Origin of the sequence: Cerasicoccus sp. TK19100 (assembly GCF_027257155.1) — a bacterium.
GTDB lineage: Bacteria > Verrucomicrobiota > Verrucomicrobiia > Opitutales > Cerasicoccaceae > Cerasicoccus > Cerasicoccus fimbriatus.
Window position 1 is genome coordinate 1 of sequence record NZ_JAPWDU010000006.1, and the last position, 16,700, is coordinate 16,700.

Annotated in this window: 16 protein-coding genes and 2 tRNA genes; 16 read left to right on the forward strand and 2 right to left on the reverse strand. The window is 58.4% G+C overall.

Annotated elements, in window-relative coordinates:
• Positions 1 to 97: 97 nt before the first annotated feature.
• Positions 98 to 715 carry a DJ-1/PfpI family protein gene (locus tag O3S85_RS14900; RefSeq protein ID WP_269541401.1) on the reverse strand — a complete coding sequence of 206 codons (618 nt, stop codon included), beginning with the start codon at positions 713 to 715 and terminating at the stop codon, positions 98 to 100.
• Between the two features lie 21 nt (positions 716 to 736).
• Entirely contained in the window at positions 737 to 2,119 is a 1,383-nt protein-coding gene (gene mgtE / locus O3S85_RS14905) for a magnesium transporter (protein ID WP_269541402.1), read from the reverse strand.
• A 24-nt stretch (positions 2,120 to 2,143) separates the two neighbouring features.
• Between mgtE and O3S85_RS14910 the strand changes: the two genes are divergently transcribed.
• The 16 genes from O3S85_RS14910 (at position 2,144) to rpoB (ending at position 16,605) form a co-directional block, all read left to right on the forward strand.
• A complete protein-coding gene (locus O3S85_RS14910) occupies positions 2,144 to 2,302 on the forward strand; it encodes a hypothetical protein (protein WP_269541403.1) in 159 nt (52 codons plus the stop codon).
• 230 nt (positions 2,303 to 2,532) lie between these two features.
• Entirely contained in the window at positions 2,533 to 5,193 is a 2,661-nt protein-coding gene (locus O3S85_RS14915; protein ID WP_269541404.1) for a tetratricopeptide repeat protein, read from the forward strand.
• A gap of 33 nt (positions 5,194 to 5,226) precedes the next feature.
• Positions 5,227 to 5,763, forward strand: coding sequence for a hypothetical protein (locus O3S85_RS14920; RefSeq protein ID WP_269541405.1), 537 nt, complete (start codon positions 5,227 to 5,229; stop codon positions 5,761 to 5,763).
• Positions 5,764 to 5,766: 3 nt separating this feature from the next.
• Complete coding sequence (locus O3S85_RS14925; RefSeq protein WP_269541406.1) at positions 5,767 to 6,495, forward strand: MotA/TolQ/ExbB proton channel family protein; 729 nt, start codon at positions 5,767 to 5,769, stop codon at positions 6,493 to 6,495.
• 27 nt (positions 6,496 to 6,522) lie between these two features.
• Positions 6,523 to 7,020, forward strand: a complete 498-nt coding sequence (locus tag O3S85_RS14930) for an ExbD/TolR family protein (RefSeq protein WP_269541407.1) — start codon at positions 6,523 to 6,525, stop codon at positions 7,018 to 7,020.
• Positions 7,020 to 7,781 (forward strand): hypothetical protein, encoded by a 762-nt coding sequence (locus O3S85_RS14935; protein ID WP_269541409.1) that lies wholly within the window; start codon positions 7,020 to 7,022, stop codon positions 7,779 to 7,781. The genes O3S85_RS14930 and O3S85_RS14935 overlap by 1 nt, the downstream gene beginning before the upstream one ends.
• A 131-nt stretch (positions 7,782 to 7,912) precedes the next feature.
• Positions 7,913 to 7,988 (forward strand) — tRNA-Thr (locus tag O3S85_RS14940).
• A 43-nt stretch (positions 7,989 to 8,031) separates the two neighbouring features.
• Positions 8,032 to 9,222, forward strand: coding sequence for an elongation factor Tu (gene tuf, locus O3S85_RS14945; RefSeq protein WP_269541410.1), 1,191 nt, complete (start codon positions 8,032 to 8,034; stop codon positions 9,220 to 9,222).
• Between the two features lie 85 nt (positions 9,223 to 9,307).
• Positions 9,308 to 9,383, forward strand: a tRNA-Trp gene (locus tag O3S85_RS14950).
• A 116-nt stretch (positions 9,384 to 9,499) separates the two neighbouring features.
• Positions 9,500 to 9,703, forward strand: coding sequence for a preprotein translocase subunit SecE (secE, locus tag O3S85_RS14955; protein WP_269541411.1), 204 nt, complete (start codon positions 9,500 to 9,502; stop codon positions 9,701 to 9,703).
• A gap of 44 nt (positions 9,704 to 9,747) precedes the next feature.
• Positions 9,748 to 10,326, forward strand: a complete 579-nt coding sequence (gene nusG / locus O3S85_RS14960) for a transcription termination/antitermination protein NusG (RefSeq protein WP_269541412.1) — start codon at positions 9,748 to 9,750, stop codon at positions 10,324 to 10,326.
• 55 nt (positions 10,327 to 10,381) lie between these two features.
• Complete coding sequence (rplK, locus tag O3S85_RS14965; protein ID WP_269541414.1) at positions 10,382 to 10,813, forward strand: 50S ribosomal protein L11; 432 nt, start codon at positions 10,382 to 10,384, stop codon at positions 10,811 to 10,813.
• A 17-nt stretch (positions 10,814 to 10,830) separates the two neighbouring features.
• Positions 10,831 to 11,526 carry a 50S ribosomal protein L1 gene (gene rplA / locus O3S85_RS14970; protein WP_269541416.1) on the forward strand — a complete coding sequence of 232 codons (696 nt, stop codon included), beginning with the start codon at positions 10,831 to 10,833 and terminating at the stop codon, positions 11,524 to 11,526.
• Between the two features lie 13 nt (positions 11,527 to 11,539).
• Positions 11,540 to 12,061, forward strand: coding sequence for a 50S ribosomal protein L10 (gene rplJ / locus O3S85_RS14975; protein ID WP_269541418.1), 522 nt, complete (start codon positions 11,540 to 11,542; stop codon positions 12,059 to 12,061).
• Positions 12,062 to 12,174: 113 nt separating this feature from the next.
• The gene (gene rplL / locus O3S85_RS14980) at positions 12,175 to 12,558 is read left to right on the forward strand and encodes a 50S ribosomal protein L7/L12 (RefSeq protein ID WP_269541420.1); all 384 of its coding nucleotides are present in this window, start codon (positions 12,175 to 12,177) and stop codon (positions 12,556 to 12,558) included.
• Positions 12,559 to 12,780: 222 nt separating this feature from the next.
• On the forward strand, positions 12,781 to 16,605 hold the full coding sequence (gene rpoB, locus O3S85_RS14985; RefSeq protein ID WP_269541422.1) for a DNA-directed RNA polymerase subunit beta: 3,825 nt from the start codon (positions 12,781 to 12,783) through the stop codon (positions 16,603 to 16,605).
• The last annotated feature ends 95 nt before the right edge of the window (positions 16,606 to 16,700 follow it).

Here is a 16,700-nt window from a genome sequence, read left to right on the forward strand (position 1 = left end):
ATTGGACCGCAACTGCCGAGGATATTATCGCAAAGGTCGCACACCTATGTGCTAAACTTCGCTGACAATACACTAGGTGGCTGACAGATATTTCTGGTTACAGTAGCCCGGCCAGCTTCGCGAACGGGTCGTTGCGGGGATCTTCGTTCCAAATGTATTCAGCGTAGCGGGCGGCCTCACGCGCGGCGTCGATGCCCATGATTTTGGCAATCAAAGCAATGGCCATGTCCATGCCCGCGGTGACGCCGGCGCTGGTGAAGGTGTTGCCGTCCTCGACCCAGCGGGCTTCGGCGATCCACTCCGTTTCTGGGCCCTGGGCGGTGGCCCAGGCGTAGGAGAGTTTGTTGGTCGTGGCGCGTTTGCCATCGAGCAGGCCAGCCTTGGCGAGCAGTCCGGCACCAGTGCAAACGGAGCACACAAACTGCGCATTACCAGCCAGTCGGCAAAGCTCGGCGAGGAGGTCGGCGTTGTCCACTTCGCGTCGTGTGCCTTTGCCGCCGGGCACGATTAATATGTCCACCGGGGCGGCGCTGGTGAGCGCTTCATCGGCCATGGCTGACGGCCCTTGTGCGCTGGCGATGGCACCCATACTTTCCGCGAGCATGATGATTTCGAACTGCTCCGGGTAGCGTCCAAAAAATTCCAACGGGCCAAAGACATCGAGGATTTCGAAGCCCTCGAAGATGACCATGCCGACTCTCAGTTTTTCCGTCATCGTTTACTTTGTATTGCAGAGTTAAAGGAGTATCCAGCTGCCGAGGCCAAGGAAGACCGCGAAGCCGACAATGTCCGTGGAGGCCGTTAAAAACATTTGGCTGCTTTGTGCGGGGTCGAGGTTGAACTTGCGCAGCGTGATCGGGATCAACGCGCCGGCCAGGCCCGCATAGCTCATCGAGATAACCATGGCCAACAGGATCACGCCGGACACCGCCCACTCACCGGCGATCAGACCTACGGCGAGCGCCGCAGTCAGGCCGATCAGGATGCCACTCAGGCAGGATTTGGCGGCTTCGCGGAGCAGGACTTTGCGCGTGTCGTTGTCTTCAAATTCACCCAAGGCGAGGGTGCGGATGACGATGGCCAGGGACTGTCCGCCTGCGTTGCCACCCAGGCTAGCGACGATCGGCATGCAGACGGCGAGGATCGTTAAGTGGCTGATCTGCTCCGCAAACATCGAGATGACGCCGCCCGCGAAAAACGCCGAAAGCAAATTAACGAACAGCCAGGGGCTGCGGCGTTTGACGCTTTCCAGAATGGGGTCGGAGAGGGCTTCGTCGCCACCGGCACCCATTGCCTTCTGGAAGTCTTCCGTCGCCTCCTGCTGGATAATGTCGATGATGTCGTCGTCTGTTACGATGCCCAGCAAGTGGTTGTCCTCATCGACGACGGGCAGCGCGTGGAAGTTGTGCTGCGCCATGATCAGCGTGACCTCTTCCTGGTCGGTCAGCACGTTGAGCACGCCGCGGACCTCGGTCTGCATAATGTCGCCAATGATGTCCTTGGTCTTGGCCATCACCAGGTCGCGCATGGAGACGATGCCTTCCAGGTGGTTCTCCGCGTCGACGACGTAAACGTAGTAAATGTGCTCCAGCTCCTCGTGGAGTGTGTGTAGGTGGTCGACGGCCTGGCGCACGGTCCACTCTTTGAAGACGGTGGCGACGTCGGTCGTCATGATGCCGCCCGCGGAGTCCTCCGGGTAGCTGATCAGCGTGCGAACGGTTTCCGCCGTCTCGGGGTCGATGCCCTTGAGGAGGCGGTCCTGATTGGCCTCCTCCATGTCGGCGACGATGTCCGCCGAGTCGTCGGGGTCGAGTGCCTCCAGGACCTGCACCGCGCGGGTCTGCCGCATGGCCTCGATGACCTCCGCGGCGTCCTCGCTGTCCATTTCGGAGAGAACCTCCGCGACACCTTCGATGTTGAGCAGCCGGAGCACAACGCGACGGTCGTCTACCGGTAGCCGCGTGAGCAAACGGCCAACCGTGTAGGGCGAGGTGCGCGCGAGCTTCTCTTTATCGAGCGCGTTGAGCGAATTGGCCTCGGCAAACTGCAGTAAGTCGTCCAGCGAATACTCGTCTGGAGATACCGGGCTTTCTGGGAAAGGCATGTCGGTTTGGCTCATAGCGTCAGCGTCGGACTTAACACCATGACGCCCGATTCCTCAACTTCAAGCCAGCATCCTGCTGGACCGGAAGATTTGCGCACTGCGAAAATGGCGGATGATGGAATTGTGAATTGCGGATGCTTGGCGGATCGCGAACTTCCACGTTCGCTTACTATCTATGATTTAAAAATGATCCCGTGATTCGTGGGCCAATACTGCTGAAATTATTTTAGACAGATAGTAGGCGAACGTGGAAGTTCGCGATCCGCCATCTGCCATCCGCCATCTGTATCCGCCATCCGCCAGATATAAATTTGAATACTTTCGCGATTTTTGGCGTCTTAAATGGGGTAAATGAGGAACTTTGGGGGACGTCGGAATGCGTTTGCCTTATGGCGGGGTGTTCCTTCATTGTTTATGAGTATTATTGAATGGCTGGATTGATACGCAGATTTACCCACCGCCTAGGCGGGGTGGCGACGGCGTTGCTTTTGTTGGCGACGTCGGCTATGCGGGCGCAGGAACAGCCGGAAAATGCGAACGCGGCCCAGCCTGTGGCATCACTCATGGACGCCGCGCCGGTGAAGATGATTTCCGACTGGCCGGAGTGGCGCATCAAAATGCTGGCGGGCGACGACGCGCTCCAGCTTGGTCTGCCGGGCCTCGCCGAGGGCTTTTACCGCAGTGTGCTGGATGGTAACCCCGACTTAAATGCGGAGGCCAAGGCGCTGCTGCAGGTTAAAATCGCCTCCGCGCTGATTGCCCAACGGCGCTTCAGTGAGGCCAAGGATATTCTACCGCCCGAAGAGGGGCCGGTGGCACCGGCCGTGGTGCTGCGCCGTGCGATCCTCGCCTATCATGACGGGCGTCTGGCCGAAACGGCAAATCTGCTGCAGCGGCTCCAGCCGTCGAGCCTGAGCTTGGCGGATCAGCCCTGGTATTACCTGCTGCGCGGCATGGAACTGCGGGCGCGGGACGACCAGCCGGGCAGCACGGCATCGCTTGAAGAGGCGCTGGTGCGGTCGGTTTCTCCGGCGCAGACTGCCCAGATCGAGGCCGTGATCCTGAAGGGGGCCGTGATGGCCGAGCAAGACGATTTGGAAACGCTCAAGGTGCTCCAGCGCAAGGTGGAGGAGACCCGTGGTGCCCGGGCTGGATTTGACTTTGCCCGCCAGATGGCGGTGGTGCTCGACCGGCTGAATCGCAAAGACGAGGCGATTGCCGTGCTGCGCGACCAGATGAGCATGTTGACCGATCGGGAAAAAGCTGAGGCGGGGCAAATGCTGCTGCTGATCGGCCTGATTTCCGGCCGTGATTCCGCCCGTGGGCAACTGGCTTTTCGTGAAATTCTCGGGGGCAAGGGCGAGGCGGATACCCAGCGCCTGGCGCTGTATTTGCTGGCCGCATCGGCGTCCCAGCCGGGTGAGACGCGTGACGCCTTCCGCCGGACGCTGGACGAGCTGATCGCGCAGTCGGGTAACCCCCTATTGGACGAGCTGCTGATGATGCGTGCGCGGCTGAATCTGGAAAGTGGTGACGCCGTTGGCGCGGAGGCCGACGTCCGCCAATTGATCGAAAATTACCCGGGCTCGCCCCTGCTGGACGATGCCTTGTGGCTGCGCGCCTACATCGCCTGGCAGGATGGCCGTTACCGCGGGGCGGCGGAGTCCCTGGGACAGATTCGCGACCGGATGGAGCCCGGCCCAACGCGCGTTCGCATCGGTGAGCAGATTGGTGACGTGCTTTTCTTGAAGGGCGACTACGCTGCGGCGGCAGACATGTATTCGGGTGTGCTCAGCGAAGACCGCGACTCCCTTTTCGACAACATGCTCTTTTATCAGGCGGTCCTGGCCAATACGTTGGCCGAGCGCTGGGAGAACGCTCAGGCGCTCCTGGACAACCAGACGGACTATCCGCTGGATGTCCGCTGGCGCGCGGAATGGATCTACCTCGATGGCTTGCGCAAGGACGGCCAAGCCGCCAAGGCGCGCGATCGCTTGGCCGACTTGGTGCGACGCTTGCCCGTGCCGACCGACCAGGACCTCCGTTGGCGCATCCAATGGCTACAGGCTCGCCTGGCTTACGATACCGGTGCCTCCGCCCAGGCGGCGCAGCAGGCCCAGGCCTTGGCCCAGGAGGTGGAGCGCGCCGTGGCCCAGGAGGAGGGGTGGCCGGTCATTGGGCCGGAAATCGCCAGCCATTTGCGTTTGTTGGAAGGGCAGGCCTTGATTCGCTCAGGCCAGCCGGATGAGGGCCTCGAATCGCTGGCCAAGCTCCGTGAAAATTATCCCGGCAGTGATCCGGCGATTCTTTCTATATTAGAAGAGGCGCGTTATTTTGCGGGTAAATTCAGCGACGCCGAGGCCCAGCGTCGTCTGCGCGAGTTGGCCGACCGCTACCGGGACAGCCCGCACGCTCCAGCCGCGCTTTACGAGGCAGCAATCCTCGCCGACCGGCAGGGGTTGGAGTCGACCCGCCGTGAGGCCATTGCCATTCTCAATGACTTGATCACGCGCTACCCGTCGCACCCGCTCGTCTTCCGTGCACGCCTTTTGCAGGGCAATATCGCGCGCCAACTGGGCGACTTTGGCGATGCACGCTTGGTCTACGAAACCGTGCTCCGCGATTACGCGAACCACCCGGAAATTTATCTGGCCCAGCTTTACCGCGCCAACACTCTGCTGGCGCGCTCGGGGAACGACCCGGCACTACTGGACGAGGCTCAGACCGGGCTGGAGCGGTTGGACAAAGAATCGGTGCCGATTGATGTCCGCGTAGAGGCTGGCTACATGCTCAGCCGCATTCAGTTACAGCTCAACAACCCGCAACGCGCGGCCGAGACGCTTTGGCTGGTGGTTTCGCGTTACCTGCGCGACCCGTCCGCGGCCAACCAACTCGGCGCGAACGGCAAGTATTGGATGGCCCGTTGCTTGATCGAACTGGGGGACATCCAAGAGCGCGCGGGGAATGTTGAGGACGCCCGCGAGGTCTATTCGCTCATTGGCAAATACGCCCTGCCGGGCCAAAATCTGGCCGCCGCCCGCCGTGAAAAACTTCGCCAACTCGCCGCCGCCGCCCCGGCACAAAATTGAGATTGGCTACAATTAACCTTTCCGATCGCACTGATGAAATTTCTCCTATTCTCAATCCTGCTTACGGTTACTGGGCTTGGTGCGCAGCAGCTCACGCCGACCCCATTGACCGCTGAGGATTTGGCGGCGGAGCGCGGGGTGCGGTATCATAGTTTTGAAATCAAGTATCCGCAGACGCCGGAGCAGATCAGCTACGACCTCGTTCTATATAGAGACGGGAAAATCGACCGCATCCTGGATGGCAATAGTTTCAGGCTAAAGCAGTCGACGCGCAATCCGGACCGTGTTGTCGTGATGGTGGGGCAACCCGTAGACGGGGAAACGCCCATTACCTTGCGTGCCCAGCATACCGCCTCGCGGATGAAAGTCCGTTTCAAGGCGGATGAAGAGATGATGCACTGGGCAGGTCAACCGAAGCTAGACGAGAAAAACCGGGTTCTGTTGTCATTTGCGCCTTATGACCCCATGGGCCCTGCTGAGTCCATTGGTGCGGAAAATTCCACGCCGGAGGGCGCGTATTGCGCATTAGTTTTGCAGATCACGCCGGAGTATCCGAAAGAAGAGTCCTGACCAATGCAGTATTTTGACTTATCGCTGATTGAAAAAGGCGGCCCGATTATGTGGCCGTTGCTGGCTCTTAGCCTGTTGGGTTTTGTGTTCTTCGTGGAGCGCGCGCTGTATTTGCACCGTGGGCAGATCGCGGCCAGCACGTTTGTTGACGGCATCAAAAACCTGGTCCGCAAGCAGCGCGTGCTGGAGGCGCTGACCGTTTGTGAGGAAACGCCCGGGCCGACGGCAGCCATCGTCAAAGCCGCGCTGATGAACTTCGACCGCCCCGAGGCGAAGATCCGCTCGGCGGTGCAGGAGGCGGCGATTATTGAAATCCCCGCGTTGGAGCGCCGTATTGGCACGATTGCCGCGATTGCCAAGGCCTCGCCGATACTCGGCCTGCTGGGCACCGTCGTCGCGCTGATGCAGGCTTTCTCCGTCATGCAGTCTGAGGGGCCGTATGCGAACGCCTCGATTTTTTCCGGTGAGATAGCCGAAGCGCTGATCACGACCGCCACGGGCCTCGCCATCGCCGTGATGGCCTACCTGGCGCACCACTTTCTCTACGGCCGCGTGCGCGCACTGGTGCACGACATGGAGTGGGTGGCCAACGAGATCATGCAGTTCCTGATGCTCGACTTGCCCGACGAAATGGCCGGGCAGGAGGCTACCAGCGAGACCGGCATCGAGGACCCGTTCATCCCTTCGCAGGAAGACGACGAACAGAAAACACCCGCCGAGAAAACCACCTAAACCTCCACGCTTCCACACTACGAAGTAATGTCCCTCGTTCAGCCATTGGATTTGCAAAGCCGCCTGCGCACCCCGCCTACGGGCGCGGATGTGGCGGCGCTGTTCGACATCCTCTTGATAGTGGTGATGATCTCGCTGTTGGGATCGCGGTTTGTATTTGCGCCGGGTAGCACGGTTGCGCTGGAGGACTTGCAACTGCCCGAATCGCGTTTTGCCCAACTGGCCGGTGTCCCGACGGTGGACGTGTTGACGCTGCTACAGGACGACCGCGTGATCTACGATGGCCAATTCATGACGGCGGAGGACTGGTCCCTCGGCTTGGAAGAGGATTTGGTCGAGGTGCGCCGCTCAAATAACGCCATTTTGTTAATCAAGGCCGATGGCCGCATCAGCTTGCAGGCATTCCTGCGGATTTCTGACCGGGCGCGGCAGGCGGGCTACACTCGCGTGCAAATCGCTGAGCGCCCGGCTAAGGCCACCAAGGAACTGCAATCGACGCGTTCGGCCAGCGGTTCGCAGTTCTGATGGACGCCGCGCCAACAGCCGCTCGCTCGACCCGCGCTGAGCCAAATATCTGGCGTAATCCCATCGCGCTGTGGGCGCTGGCATTGGGGGTGGTGGCGCATTTTGCGGGCTTTTTCGCCTTCAGCATCAATCTGCCGCCCGACGAAGCCGCCGAGCCTCTGCCGCCGGAAATCTACTTTACCGGGGCCAACGAACAGCTGGACCAGCTGATGCAGGAGCAGTCCGAGCTGCTGGATTTTGAGCCGCTCTTTCTGCCAACCACGCGCAATGCCTCGGTTTATTTGGACTGGGATCAACTCGTTGAGCGGACGGAGCCGTTTACGCCATTGCCGGCGCGGTTGTTGATCAGCGAGGACCGTTTTCCGGATGTCGCCAACGATATTGAGGCTCCAGTGGCGGACCCGGCCGAGATGTTGGAGCGCGATACGGCGGGCAATTTTGGTGCCTTTGGGCAAATCGCCGACAACCAGCCGATCCTGACGGAGCGTGCGGGCAGGGTGGAGGTCTATCGGGAAGGGGAGCCGCAAATCGCTCTACAAAAGAAGCTTACGAAAGGCGTCGTCGATGAGGCCGTGAATAATTTGAGCGGCGTGCTCGAGTGGCGGCTCATGGTTGGGCCTGCTGGGGTCGTGGGTCAGCCACTGATGGAGCGAAGCAGCGGGCTCGAAGGCGTAGACGCGGCGGCGGCGGAATATTTAATTGAAGAAATTCCACAATGGGGCTTGGCACCGGGCTATTATCGTGTTGTTATCGGCCCTTAAATTCGTTTTTCCCGACCTGGCCAAAATCAGGTCGAAAAAATAATTTAAATTTTAATTGACGGAGAGGAGTCTGCTTAGCAATCTCGCCAGCTTTCCGTTTTTTCCCCGATTGGGAGGGAACGGTTTTTAATGCTCTGGTAGCTCAGTAGGTAGAGCGCGTCCTTGGTAAGGACGAGGTCGGCGGTTCAAATCCGCTCCGGAGCTCCATTCCAGTCTAGCTTCCTTCCACACACACACACGAACATCAAACATGGCTAAAGAAACCTTCGAACGCACGAAACCTCACGTGAACGTGGGCACCATCGGTCACATTGACCACGGTAAAACCACGACGACTACCGCTATCCTTAAGGTGCAATCCGACAAGGGGCTGGCGCAGTTCAAGTCCTATGCAGATATTGCTAAGGGCGGTACGGTCCGCGACGAAACCAAGACGGTTACCATCGCTGTCGCGCACGTTGAGTACGAAACCGCGAATCGCCACTACGCGCACGTTGACTGCCCTGGTCACGCTGACTTCGTTAAGAACATGATCACGGGTGCCGCACAAATGGACGGCGCGATCCTCGTGGTTTCCGCAGCAGACGGCCCTATGCCGCAGACTCGCGAGCACATCCTGCTTGCTCGTCAGGTGAACGTGCCGAACATCGTTGTGTGGTTGAACAAGGTTGACCTCCTCGACGACGAAGAGCTTCTTGAGCTCGTCGAAATGGAAGTCCGTGACCTCCTTTCCAAGTACCAGTATGACGGTGACAATATCACCATCGTTCGTGGTTCCGCCACCGCAGCCCTCGACGGCAAGCCGGAAGGTGTCGAAGCAATCGGCAACCTCATGGACGCCATCGACGCTGACATCGCTGAGCCGGAGCGTGACATCGACAAGCCGTTCCTGATGTCTGTCGAAGACGTGTTCTCCATCACCGGTCGTGGCACCGTTGCTACCGGTCGTATCGAGCGCGGCATCATCAAGGTTGGTGAAGAAGTTGAGATCGTTGGTCTGACCGACACTCAAAAGACCACCGTTACCGGTGTGGAAATGTTCCGCAAGCTGCTCGACCAGGGTCAAGCTGGTGACAACGTCGGTCTCCTCCTTCGCGGTATCGACAAGGAAAAGATCGAGCGCGGTCAAGTAATTGCCAAGCCCGGTTCCATCAAGCCGCACACCAAGGCAAAGGCTGAAATCTACGTTCTGACCAAGGACGAAGGTGGCCGCCACACTCCGTTCTTCAAGGGTTACCGCCCGCAGTTCTTCTTCGGCACCGCCGACGTGACTGGTGTGGTTAATCTGCCAGAAGGCGTTGAGATGGTCATGCCCGGTGACAACCTTACCATTGACCTTGAGCTCGGCAAGTCCGTTGCTATGGAAGAAGGCAAGCGCTTCGCGATCCGCGAAGGCGGCCGCACCATTGGCGCGGGTCGTGTGACCAAGATCATCGAGTAAGTTTCTCAAATTTCCAACCTTCGCCGGAAGCTCGAAAACGGGCTTCCGGCTTGGTTGTTTTAACAACAATTTCAATTTTTTTCGTAGGGCGATAGTTCAATTGGTAGAGCAGCGGTCTCCAAAACCGCAAGTTGGGGGTTCGACTCCCTCTCGCCCTGCCACTTTTCAATAAGTTCGAAAGTTCGAATGTTGTTGGTTCGAAAGTCATAAATTCCTGACGATCGGACCAACTTTCGAACCTTCAAACCTCCATACCTTCGAACTGCTAAATACCACCATGGCTAACCCATTTGCCAAGATTCGTCTTTTCTACAGCGAAACGCTGGTCGAACTCAAGAAGTCCCAATGGCCTAACGGCAAGGAACTGCGTGAGTTGACTGCGGTGGTGTGCGTAGGTATTGTTATCATTGGCGCATTCATCGCACTGGCGGACTTTGCGCTTTATAATTTTGTTGCGCTGTTCACCAAGCTGGCCGGCTAGTTGCCGCCGCTTCCCCTTAATTTTTTCCAACCGGTCCTTGTTTCATGCCTAACCCAATTCAGTTGAGCGAACTTCAGTGGTATGCCGTCCAAACGCTTTCCAACCAGGAAGCGAAGGTTAAGCGCTACCTTGATAAGTTCATCGAAATTGAAGAGATGGGCGAGCACATCAAGGAAGTGTTGATGCCGACCGAGACCGTTACCGAGGTCAAGTCCGGCAAAAAATACACCAAGCAGCGCAAGCTCTACCCGGGCTACGTCTTCATCCACATGCGCGTGTATGATGATCACGGCAAGGTGCTGCAAAAGCCCTGGTACTTCGTTCGCGGGGTGCAAGGCATCATCGGTTTCATCGGCGGCGACAATCCCACTCCGCTCAAGCAGGAGGAGATCAACCGCATTCTCGACCAGGTCAAGCAGGCCGAAGGCCACGAAAAACCCAAGGTCGAATACGAAGTCGGCGAAGAAGTCAAAATCACCGACGGACCCTTTCTCAATCTCACGGGCCGTATCGACGAGGTCGATCCGGAGCGTGGCAAACTCAAAGTTTCTGTATCCATCTTTGGCCGCTTTACGCCGGTCGAGCTGGAATACTGGCAAGTCGAACGAGCGGAAGAGTCCTAAGCGGCGGCCACCCTGGCTATCGCAAAAGGCATTCGCTAATACCGCATAATATACAATGGCTAAGAAAAAAGTAGTAGGACAGATTCGTCTGCAGCTGCCCGCCGGCGCCGCCAATCCCGCACCGCCCGTCGGTCCGGCTCTCGGTGCGCATGGTGTTAACATCATGGGCTTCTGTAAGGAATACAATGCGAAGACGAAGGACCAGGCCGGCCTTATCCTGCCGGTGGTGATCACGGTTTACGCCGATCGCTCCTTCACCTTCATCCTCAAGAGCCCGCCTGCCGCGGTTCTCTTGAAGAAAGCAGCGGGAATCGCCAAGGGCTCCGGTGTGCCGAACAAGGACAAGGTCGGCAAGGTGACCAAGAAGCAGATTCTCGAAATCGTCGAAACCAAGAAAAACGACCTCAATGCATCCGATCCGGAGCAGGCTGCCCGCATGATTGAAGGCACCGCCCGTTCGATGGGCATTGAAGTCATTGAAGGCTAACCCAGGAGATAACACCCATGTCAAAATTATCCAAACGCATGGCCGCGGCGCGCGAAGGCGTCGATCTCACCAAGGCCTACACCCTCGACGAAGCTGTTGAGACGCTCAGCAAGTTCCCAACTGCCAAGTTCGACGAAACCATTGAAGTTTACGCCCACCTCGGCGTCGACCCCCGCCAAACCACTCAAATGGTTCGTGGCACGGTCGCTCTGCCGCACGGTAGTGGTAAGCAAGTTGTCGTAGTCGTCTTCACCGAAAACCCCGATGAAGCCAAGGCTGCCGGCGCAGAATACGCTGGCCTCGATGACCTGATTGAAAAGGTCCAGGGCGGCTGGCTCGACTTTGACGTCGCTGTCGCCACTCCGGGCGCGATGAAGGAAGTGCGCAAGGTTGCGCGCGTTCTTGGTCCCCGTGGCATGATGCCCAACCCGAAAACCGGCACCGTGGGCGACGACGTCGCTTCCATCGTGCAGGAAGTTAAGGCTGGTCGCGTCGAATACAAGATGGACAAGACTGCCAATGTGGCCGTTGTCGTCGGCAAGCGCTCTTTCTCCAACGACAAGATCCTGGAGAACGCCAAGACCGTCATTGACAGCCTCAGCAAGTCGAAGCCCGAAACCTTCAAGGGCGGTGTGTTCTTGAAGAGCCTCACCATCAGCTCAACCATGAGCCCGGGCGTCAAAATCGACGTCAAGGCAGCTCAAAATAACTAAGGAGGCGCCGAACATGAGACCAGAAAAGCAATACCTAGTTAAGGAAGTTTCCGACTACCTCGCCAAGAGCGAATACGTCTTCCTGACCGACTTCAACCGCCTCACCGTGGCGGAAACCGCTGAGCTCCGTGGCCAGCTCGCTGCGCAAAACGCCGAGTTCCACGTGGTCAAGAACAGCATTCTGAACACCGCGATCAAAGAGCGTGAAATGCCGGCTGTGGACGACGTCCTCGAAGGCCCGACCGCGATTGTCGTAGGTGGCCCGAATCCGTCCGAAGTGGCCAAGGTCCTGATGAAGTTCTTCAAGGACAAGGAAAAGGTCGAAGTCAAGAAGGGCCTCCTCGGTGAGCAAAGCCTGACCAAGGACCAAGTCGAAGAACTCTCGAAGCTCCCGAGCCTCGACGAGCTTCGCGCGAAGTTCCTCAGCCTGCTCAACACGCCTGCTTCGCAGACTGTTCGCGTCCTTATCGCTGGCCCGCAAGGCCTGCTCAACGTGCTCCAAGCCAAGGTCGACAAAGACGGCGGCGCGGCGTAACCAATATCACTTTTTACCTCCCGGTAAGAAACCAAAACAAACATCCAAAGAACCGCTCAGGGGGATACGTCTCTTAAACCGCCGTTCGGCGACCTGTCATTCAAGGAAACATCATGTCAGACATCACCAAAGATCAAGTTATCGAATGGCTGAGCAATCAGTCCGTTCTCGAAGTTGCCGGTCTCGTTAAGGACCTCGAAGAGAAGTGGGGCGTAAGCGCCGCTGCTCCGGTTGCTGTCGCCGCTGGCGGTGGCGCTGCTGCTCCAGCTGAAGCCGCAGAGGAAAAGGACGAGTTCGACGTCATTCTGAAGGCCGCTGGCTCCAACAAGATCGCCGCCATTAAGGCTGTTCGCGAAATCACCGGTCTTGGCCTCAAGGAAGCCAAGGAAATGGTTGAAGGCGCGCCGAAGGCCGTTAAGGAAGGCGTATCCAAGGAAGAAGCTGCTGAGCTCGAAAAGAAGCTCAAGGACGCTGGCGCCGAAGTCGAAGTCAAGTAACTCAATTACGTTTTTCAGGAAGCAGAAATTTGTTTCACGCATCCTTTATTTCCGCAGGCAAGCGGGCTCGCCAAAAGGCGGGTCCGCTGTCGGCGTTTTCTAGCTCACGTTAGTGACGCTCGCCGACAGAGCGTTGGAAAAGCACTCCAGCGCTCTGTCGGCGGTCGTTTCAACCGCAACCATCAAGGTTAACCGAACAACACCAGTCCCATCAGAAGCACCATGGCAGAACGTATCAATTTCGGGAAGCTGAAGGAGGTCATCGCTCCACCCAATCTTATCGAGAACCAGATCAACTCCTACCGGGAGTTTCTCCAGCTGGACGTTGCCCCGTCGCAGCGCAAGCCGATCGGTTTGGAAGCAGTGTTCCGCGAAGTCTTCCCCATTGAAAGCTACGACGAGGAATCCACCCTCGAATACGTTTCCTACAATGCGACCCTCTCGAAAATGTCCGAGATGGAGTGCATCCGCGAGGGCGTTACTTACTCAGTCTCCCTCTACGTGAAGCTGCGCCTCCGTGAAAACGAAGGCATGGTCAAGGACGAGGAGATCTACATGGGTGAGCTGCCCATGTGCACCGAGCGCGGTTCGTTCATCATCAACGGTGCCGAGCGCGTCGTCGTTTCCCAGCTGCACCGCTCGCCGGGCATTTGCTTTGAGGACAGCACGCACACCAGCGGCAAGACGCTGCACGCCTTCCGTATCATCCCGGACCGCGGCACCTGGATCGAAACGCAGTTCGACCAAAACGACCTGCTCTACGTTTACCTCGACCGCCGTCGCCGCCGCCGCAAGTTCCTCATCACGACGCTCCTGCGCGCCCTCGGCTACAGCACCGACTTTGACATCCTGAATCTCTTCTACGAGATGACGGATCTGAAGATCTCCAAGGCCATGGGCATGGAGAACGTTTCCAACCTCGTTCTGGTCGAAGACATCGTCGACGCCGAGCGCGGTGTGGTTCTGGCGCGTTCCTTCGAGCCGCTGACCAAAACGATTATCCGCTCCTTCGAAACTGCCGGCCTCGAGTCGGTGAAGGTCATCGACACCACCGTCGACGACGGCGCGATCATCCGCTCCCTCAAGAAGGACCCGACCCGCAACGACGAAGAAGCGCTGCGTGACATTTACAAGCGCCTCCGCCCCGGTGAGCCGCCCACAGTGGCCAATGCCAAGGCACTGCTCAAGCGTCTCTTCCAGGACCCGAAGCGCTACGACCTCGGCCGCGTTGGTCGCTACAAGATCAACCAGAAGCTGCACCTGCAGACCGATCTGGAAGTCCGCACCGTCACCGTCGAAGACATCGTTGAAGCCACCCGCTACCTCTGCAAACTGAAGCAGGGCGAGGGCACTATCGACGACATCGACCACCTTGGCTCCCGCCGCGTCCGCACCGTGGGCGAGCTGCTCGCCAACCAGTGCCGCATCGGTCTGGCCCGCACGGAGCGCCTCGTCAAGGAGCGCATGACCCTTTACGATCAGAGCGTTGACACGATCACGCCGCAAAAGCTGATCAACCCGAAGGCCCTCAGCACGGTGATCCGCGACTTCTTCGCGCGTAGCCAGCTGAGCCAGTTCATGGACCAGATCAACCCGCTGGCCGAGCTGACCCATAAGCGCCGTCTGTCCGCACTCGGGCCCGGTGGTTTGAATCGTGAGCGCGCCGGCTTCGAAGTCCGCGACGTTCACAATTCGCACTACGGCCGCATCTGCCCGATTGAGACGCCGGAAGGTCCGAACATCGGTCTGATCAACTCGCTCTCCACCTACGCCCGCATCAACGAGTTTGGCTTCATCGAGACGCCTTACCGCGTGGTGAAGGAAGGCAAGGTTTCCGACGAAGTCGTTTACGTCACCGCCGACGAAGAAGAGGGCAGCGTTATTGCGCAGGCCAACTCGATCGTCGACGAAGACACCGGCGAGTTCAAGGGCCGCGTGACCGTCCGCAAGCTGGACGAAGTTTACGAAGCCGACCCGATGGAAGTGGACTACATGGACGTGTCGCCGAAGCAGCTGGTTTCGGTCGCTGCGGGCATGATTCCGTTCCTGGAGCATGACGACGCGAACCGCGCGCTCATGGGGTCCAACATGCAACGTCAAGGTGTGCCGCTGCTGCGCACGGAAGCCGCATTCGTCGGCACCGGTGTGGAAAAGCGCGTGGCGATTGACTCCGGCACCGTGGCTGTCGCCCTGGCTGACGGCATCGTAGCCTCCGTTGACGCCAACCGTATCATCGTCACCGAAGACGGCGAGCTGCCGAACTCCCGTTCCCTCAAGACCGACGCCAAGAAGGGCATCTACGTCTATGAGCTGCGCAAGTTCCTCCGCTCCAACGCCGCCACCTGCTTCACCCAAAAGCCGATTGTGGCCAAGGGCCAGCCGGTCAAGCTGGGCGACGTCATCGCAGACGGTGCCTCGACGGAAGACGGCGAAATCGCCGTTGGCCGCAACGTGCTCGTGGCTTACATGCCATGGAACGGTTACAACTTCGAAGACGCGATCATCATCTCCGAAAAGCTCATCAAGGACGACGTCTTTACCTCGATCCACATTGAAGAGTTCGAAGTGACCGCCCGTGACACCAAGCTCGGCCCGGAAGAAATTACCCGTGACATCCCGAACGTCGGTGATGAAGCCCTGAAGAACCTCAACCGCGACGGTGTTATCCGCGTCGGTGCCGAGGTCAAGCCGGGGGACATCCTCGTCGGTAAGATCACGCCGAAGTCCGAAACCGAACTCGCTCCGGAAGAAAAGCTCCTCCGCGCGATCTTTGGTGAAAAGGCTGCCGACGTTAAGGACACTTCGCTGATCGTTCCTTCGGGCTGCAATGGCATCGTGATGGACGTCAAGGTCTCCAGCCGCGCCGACCGCGAACGCGAAAAGCTTTCGCCTTCCGACCGCCGCCGCCAGACCAAGAAGATCACCGAGGAATACCGCTCGCAGACCGACAAGCTCCGTGAAGACCTCACTGAAGCGCTGTCGAACATCCTGCTCGGTGAAAAGATTCCGCTCGACGTGACCAACGGCGACACCGGCGAAGTTATCATCCCGGCCAACCGCAAGATCACGAAGACCCTTCTGCGCAAGCTCGCTCAGGTTTCCAAGAGCATCTCGATCGACCCGAGCCCGGTTCGCATCAAGATCATGGAGATCGTCGAGAACTACCAGCGCAAGTTCGACGAAATGGAGGACGAGAAGGGCCGCAAGATCGAAGGTATCGAGTCCGGTGCCCTCGACGAGTCCGGCGCGATCAAGAACGTCAAGGTCTACATCGCCGTGAAGCGCAAGATTCAGGTCGGTGACAAGATGGCGGGTCGCCACGGTAACAAGGGCGTTATCGCCAAGGTTGTTCCCGAGGAAGACATGCCGTTCCTGCCCAATGGCGAGCCGATCCAGATTATCCTCAATCCGCTGGGCGTTCCTAGCCGAATGAACGTTGGTCAGATTCTTGAGTGTCACCTTGGCTGGGCTTGTAAGGTCCTTGGCCTGAAGGTTGCCACGCCAGTCTTTGACGGTATCGGCGAAGCCGTTCGCCCGGGCTTCAACCCGGAAACCGACGAGCCGAAGACCGTTCGCGAGTTCCTCGTGAAGGCAGGCCTGCCGGAGTCCGGTAAGAGCAAGCTCTTCGACGGTCGCACCGGTGACGCCTTCGACCAAGAGGTCGTGGTCGGCTACACGCACATGCTTAAGCTTAACCACCTCGTCGCGGACAAGATCCACGCCCGCGCGGTTGGCCCCTACAGTCTCATTACCCAGCAGCCGCTCGGTGGTAAGGCCCAATACGGTGGTCAGCGTTTCGGGGAAATGGAAGTTTGGGCGCTCGAAGCTTACGGCGCAGCTTACACGCTGCAGGAGCTTCTCACGGTCAAGTCCGACGACGTCGCCGGCCGCACCAAGATTTACGAGCAGCTCGTCAAGGGCGACAACACGCTGCACGCCGGAACGCCTCAGTCGTTTAACGTGCTCGTTAAGGAAATGCAGAGCCTCTGTCTCGATGTCCGCCTGGGCAGCGACGACTCTCTGGAATTTAAAACACAAGCAGGCTAGGGGAAATTCAAAATGATAAATGCAAAATGATAAAACCACCGAGACCTTGTCTGACGGTTTCATCAAAGTAGCTTTTTTTAATTTTTAATTTTGAA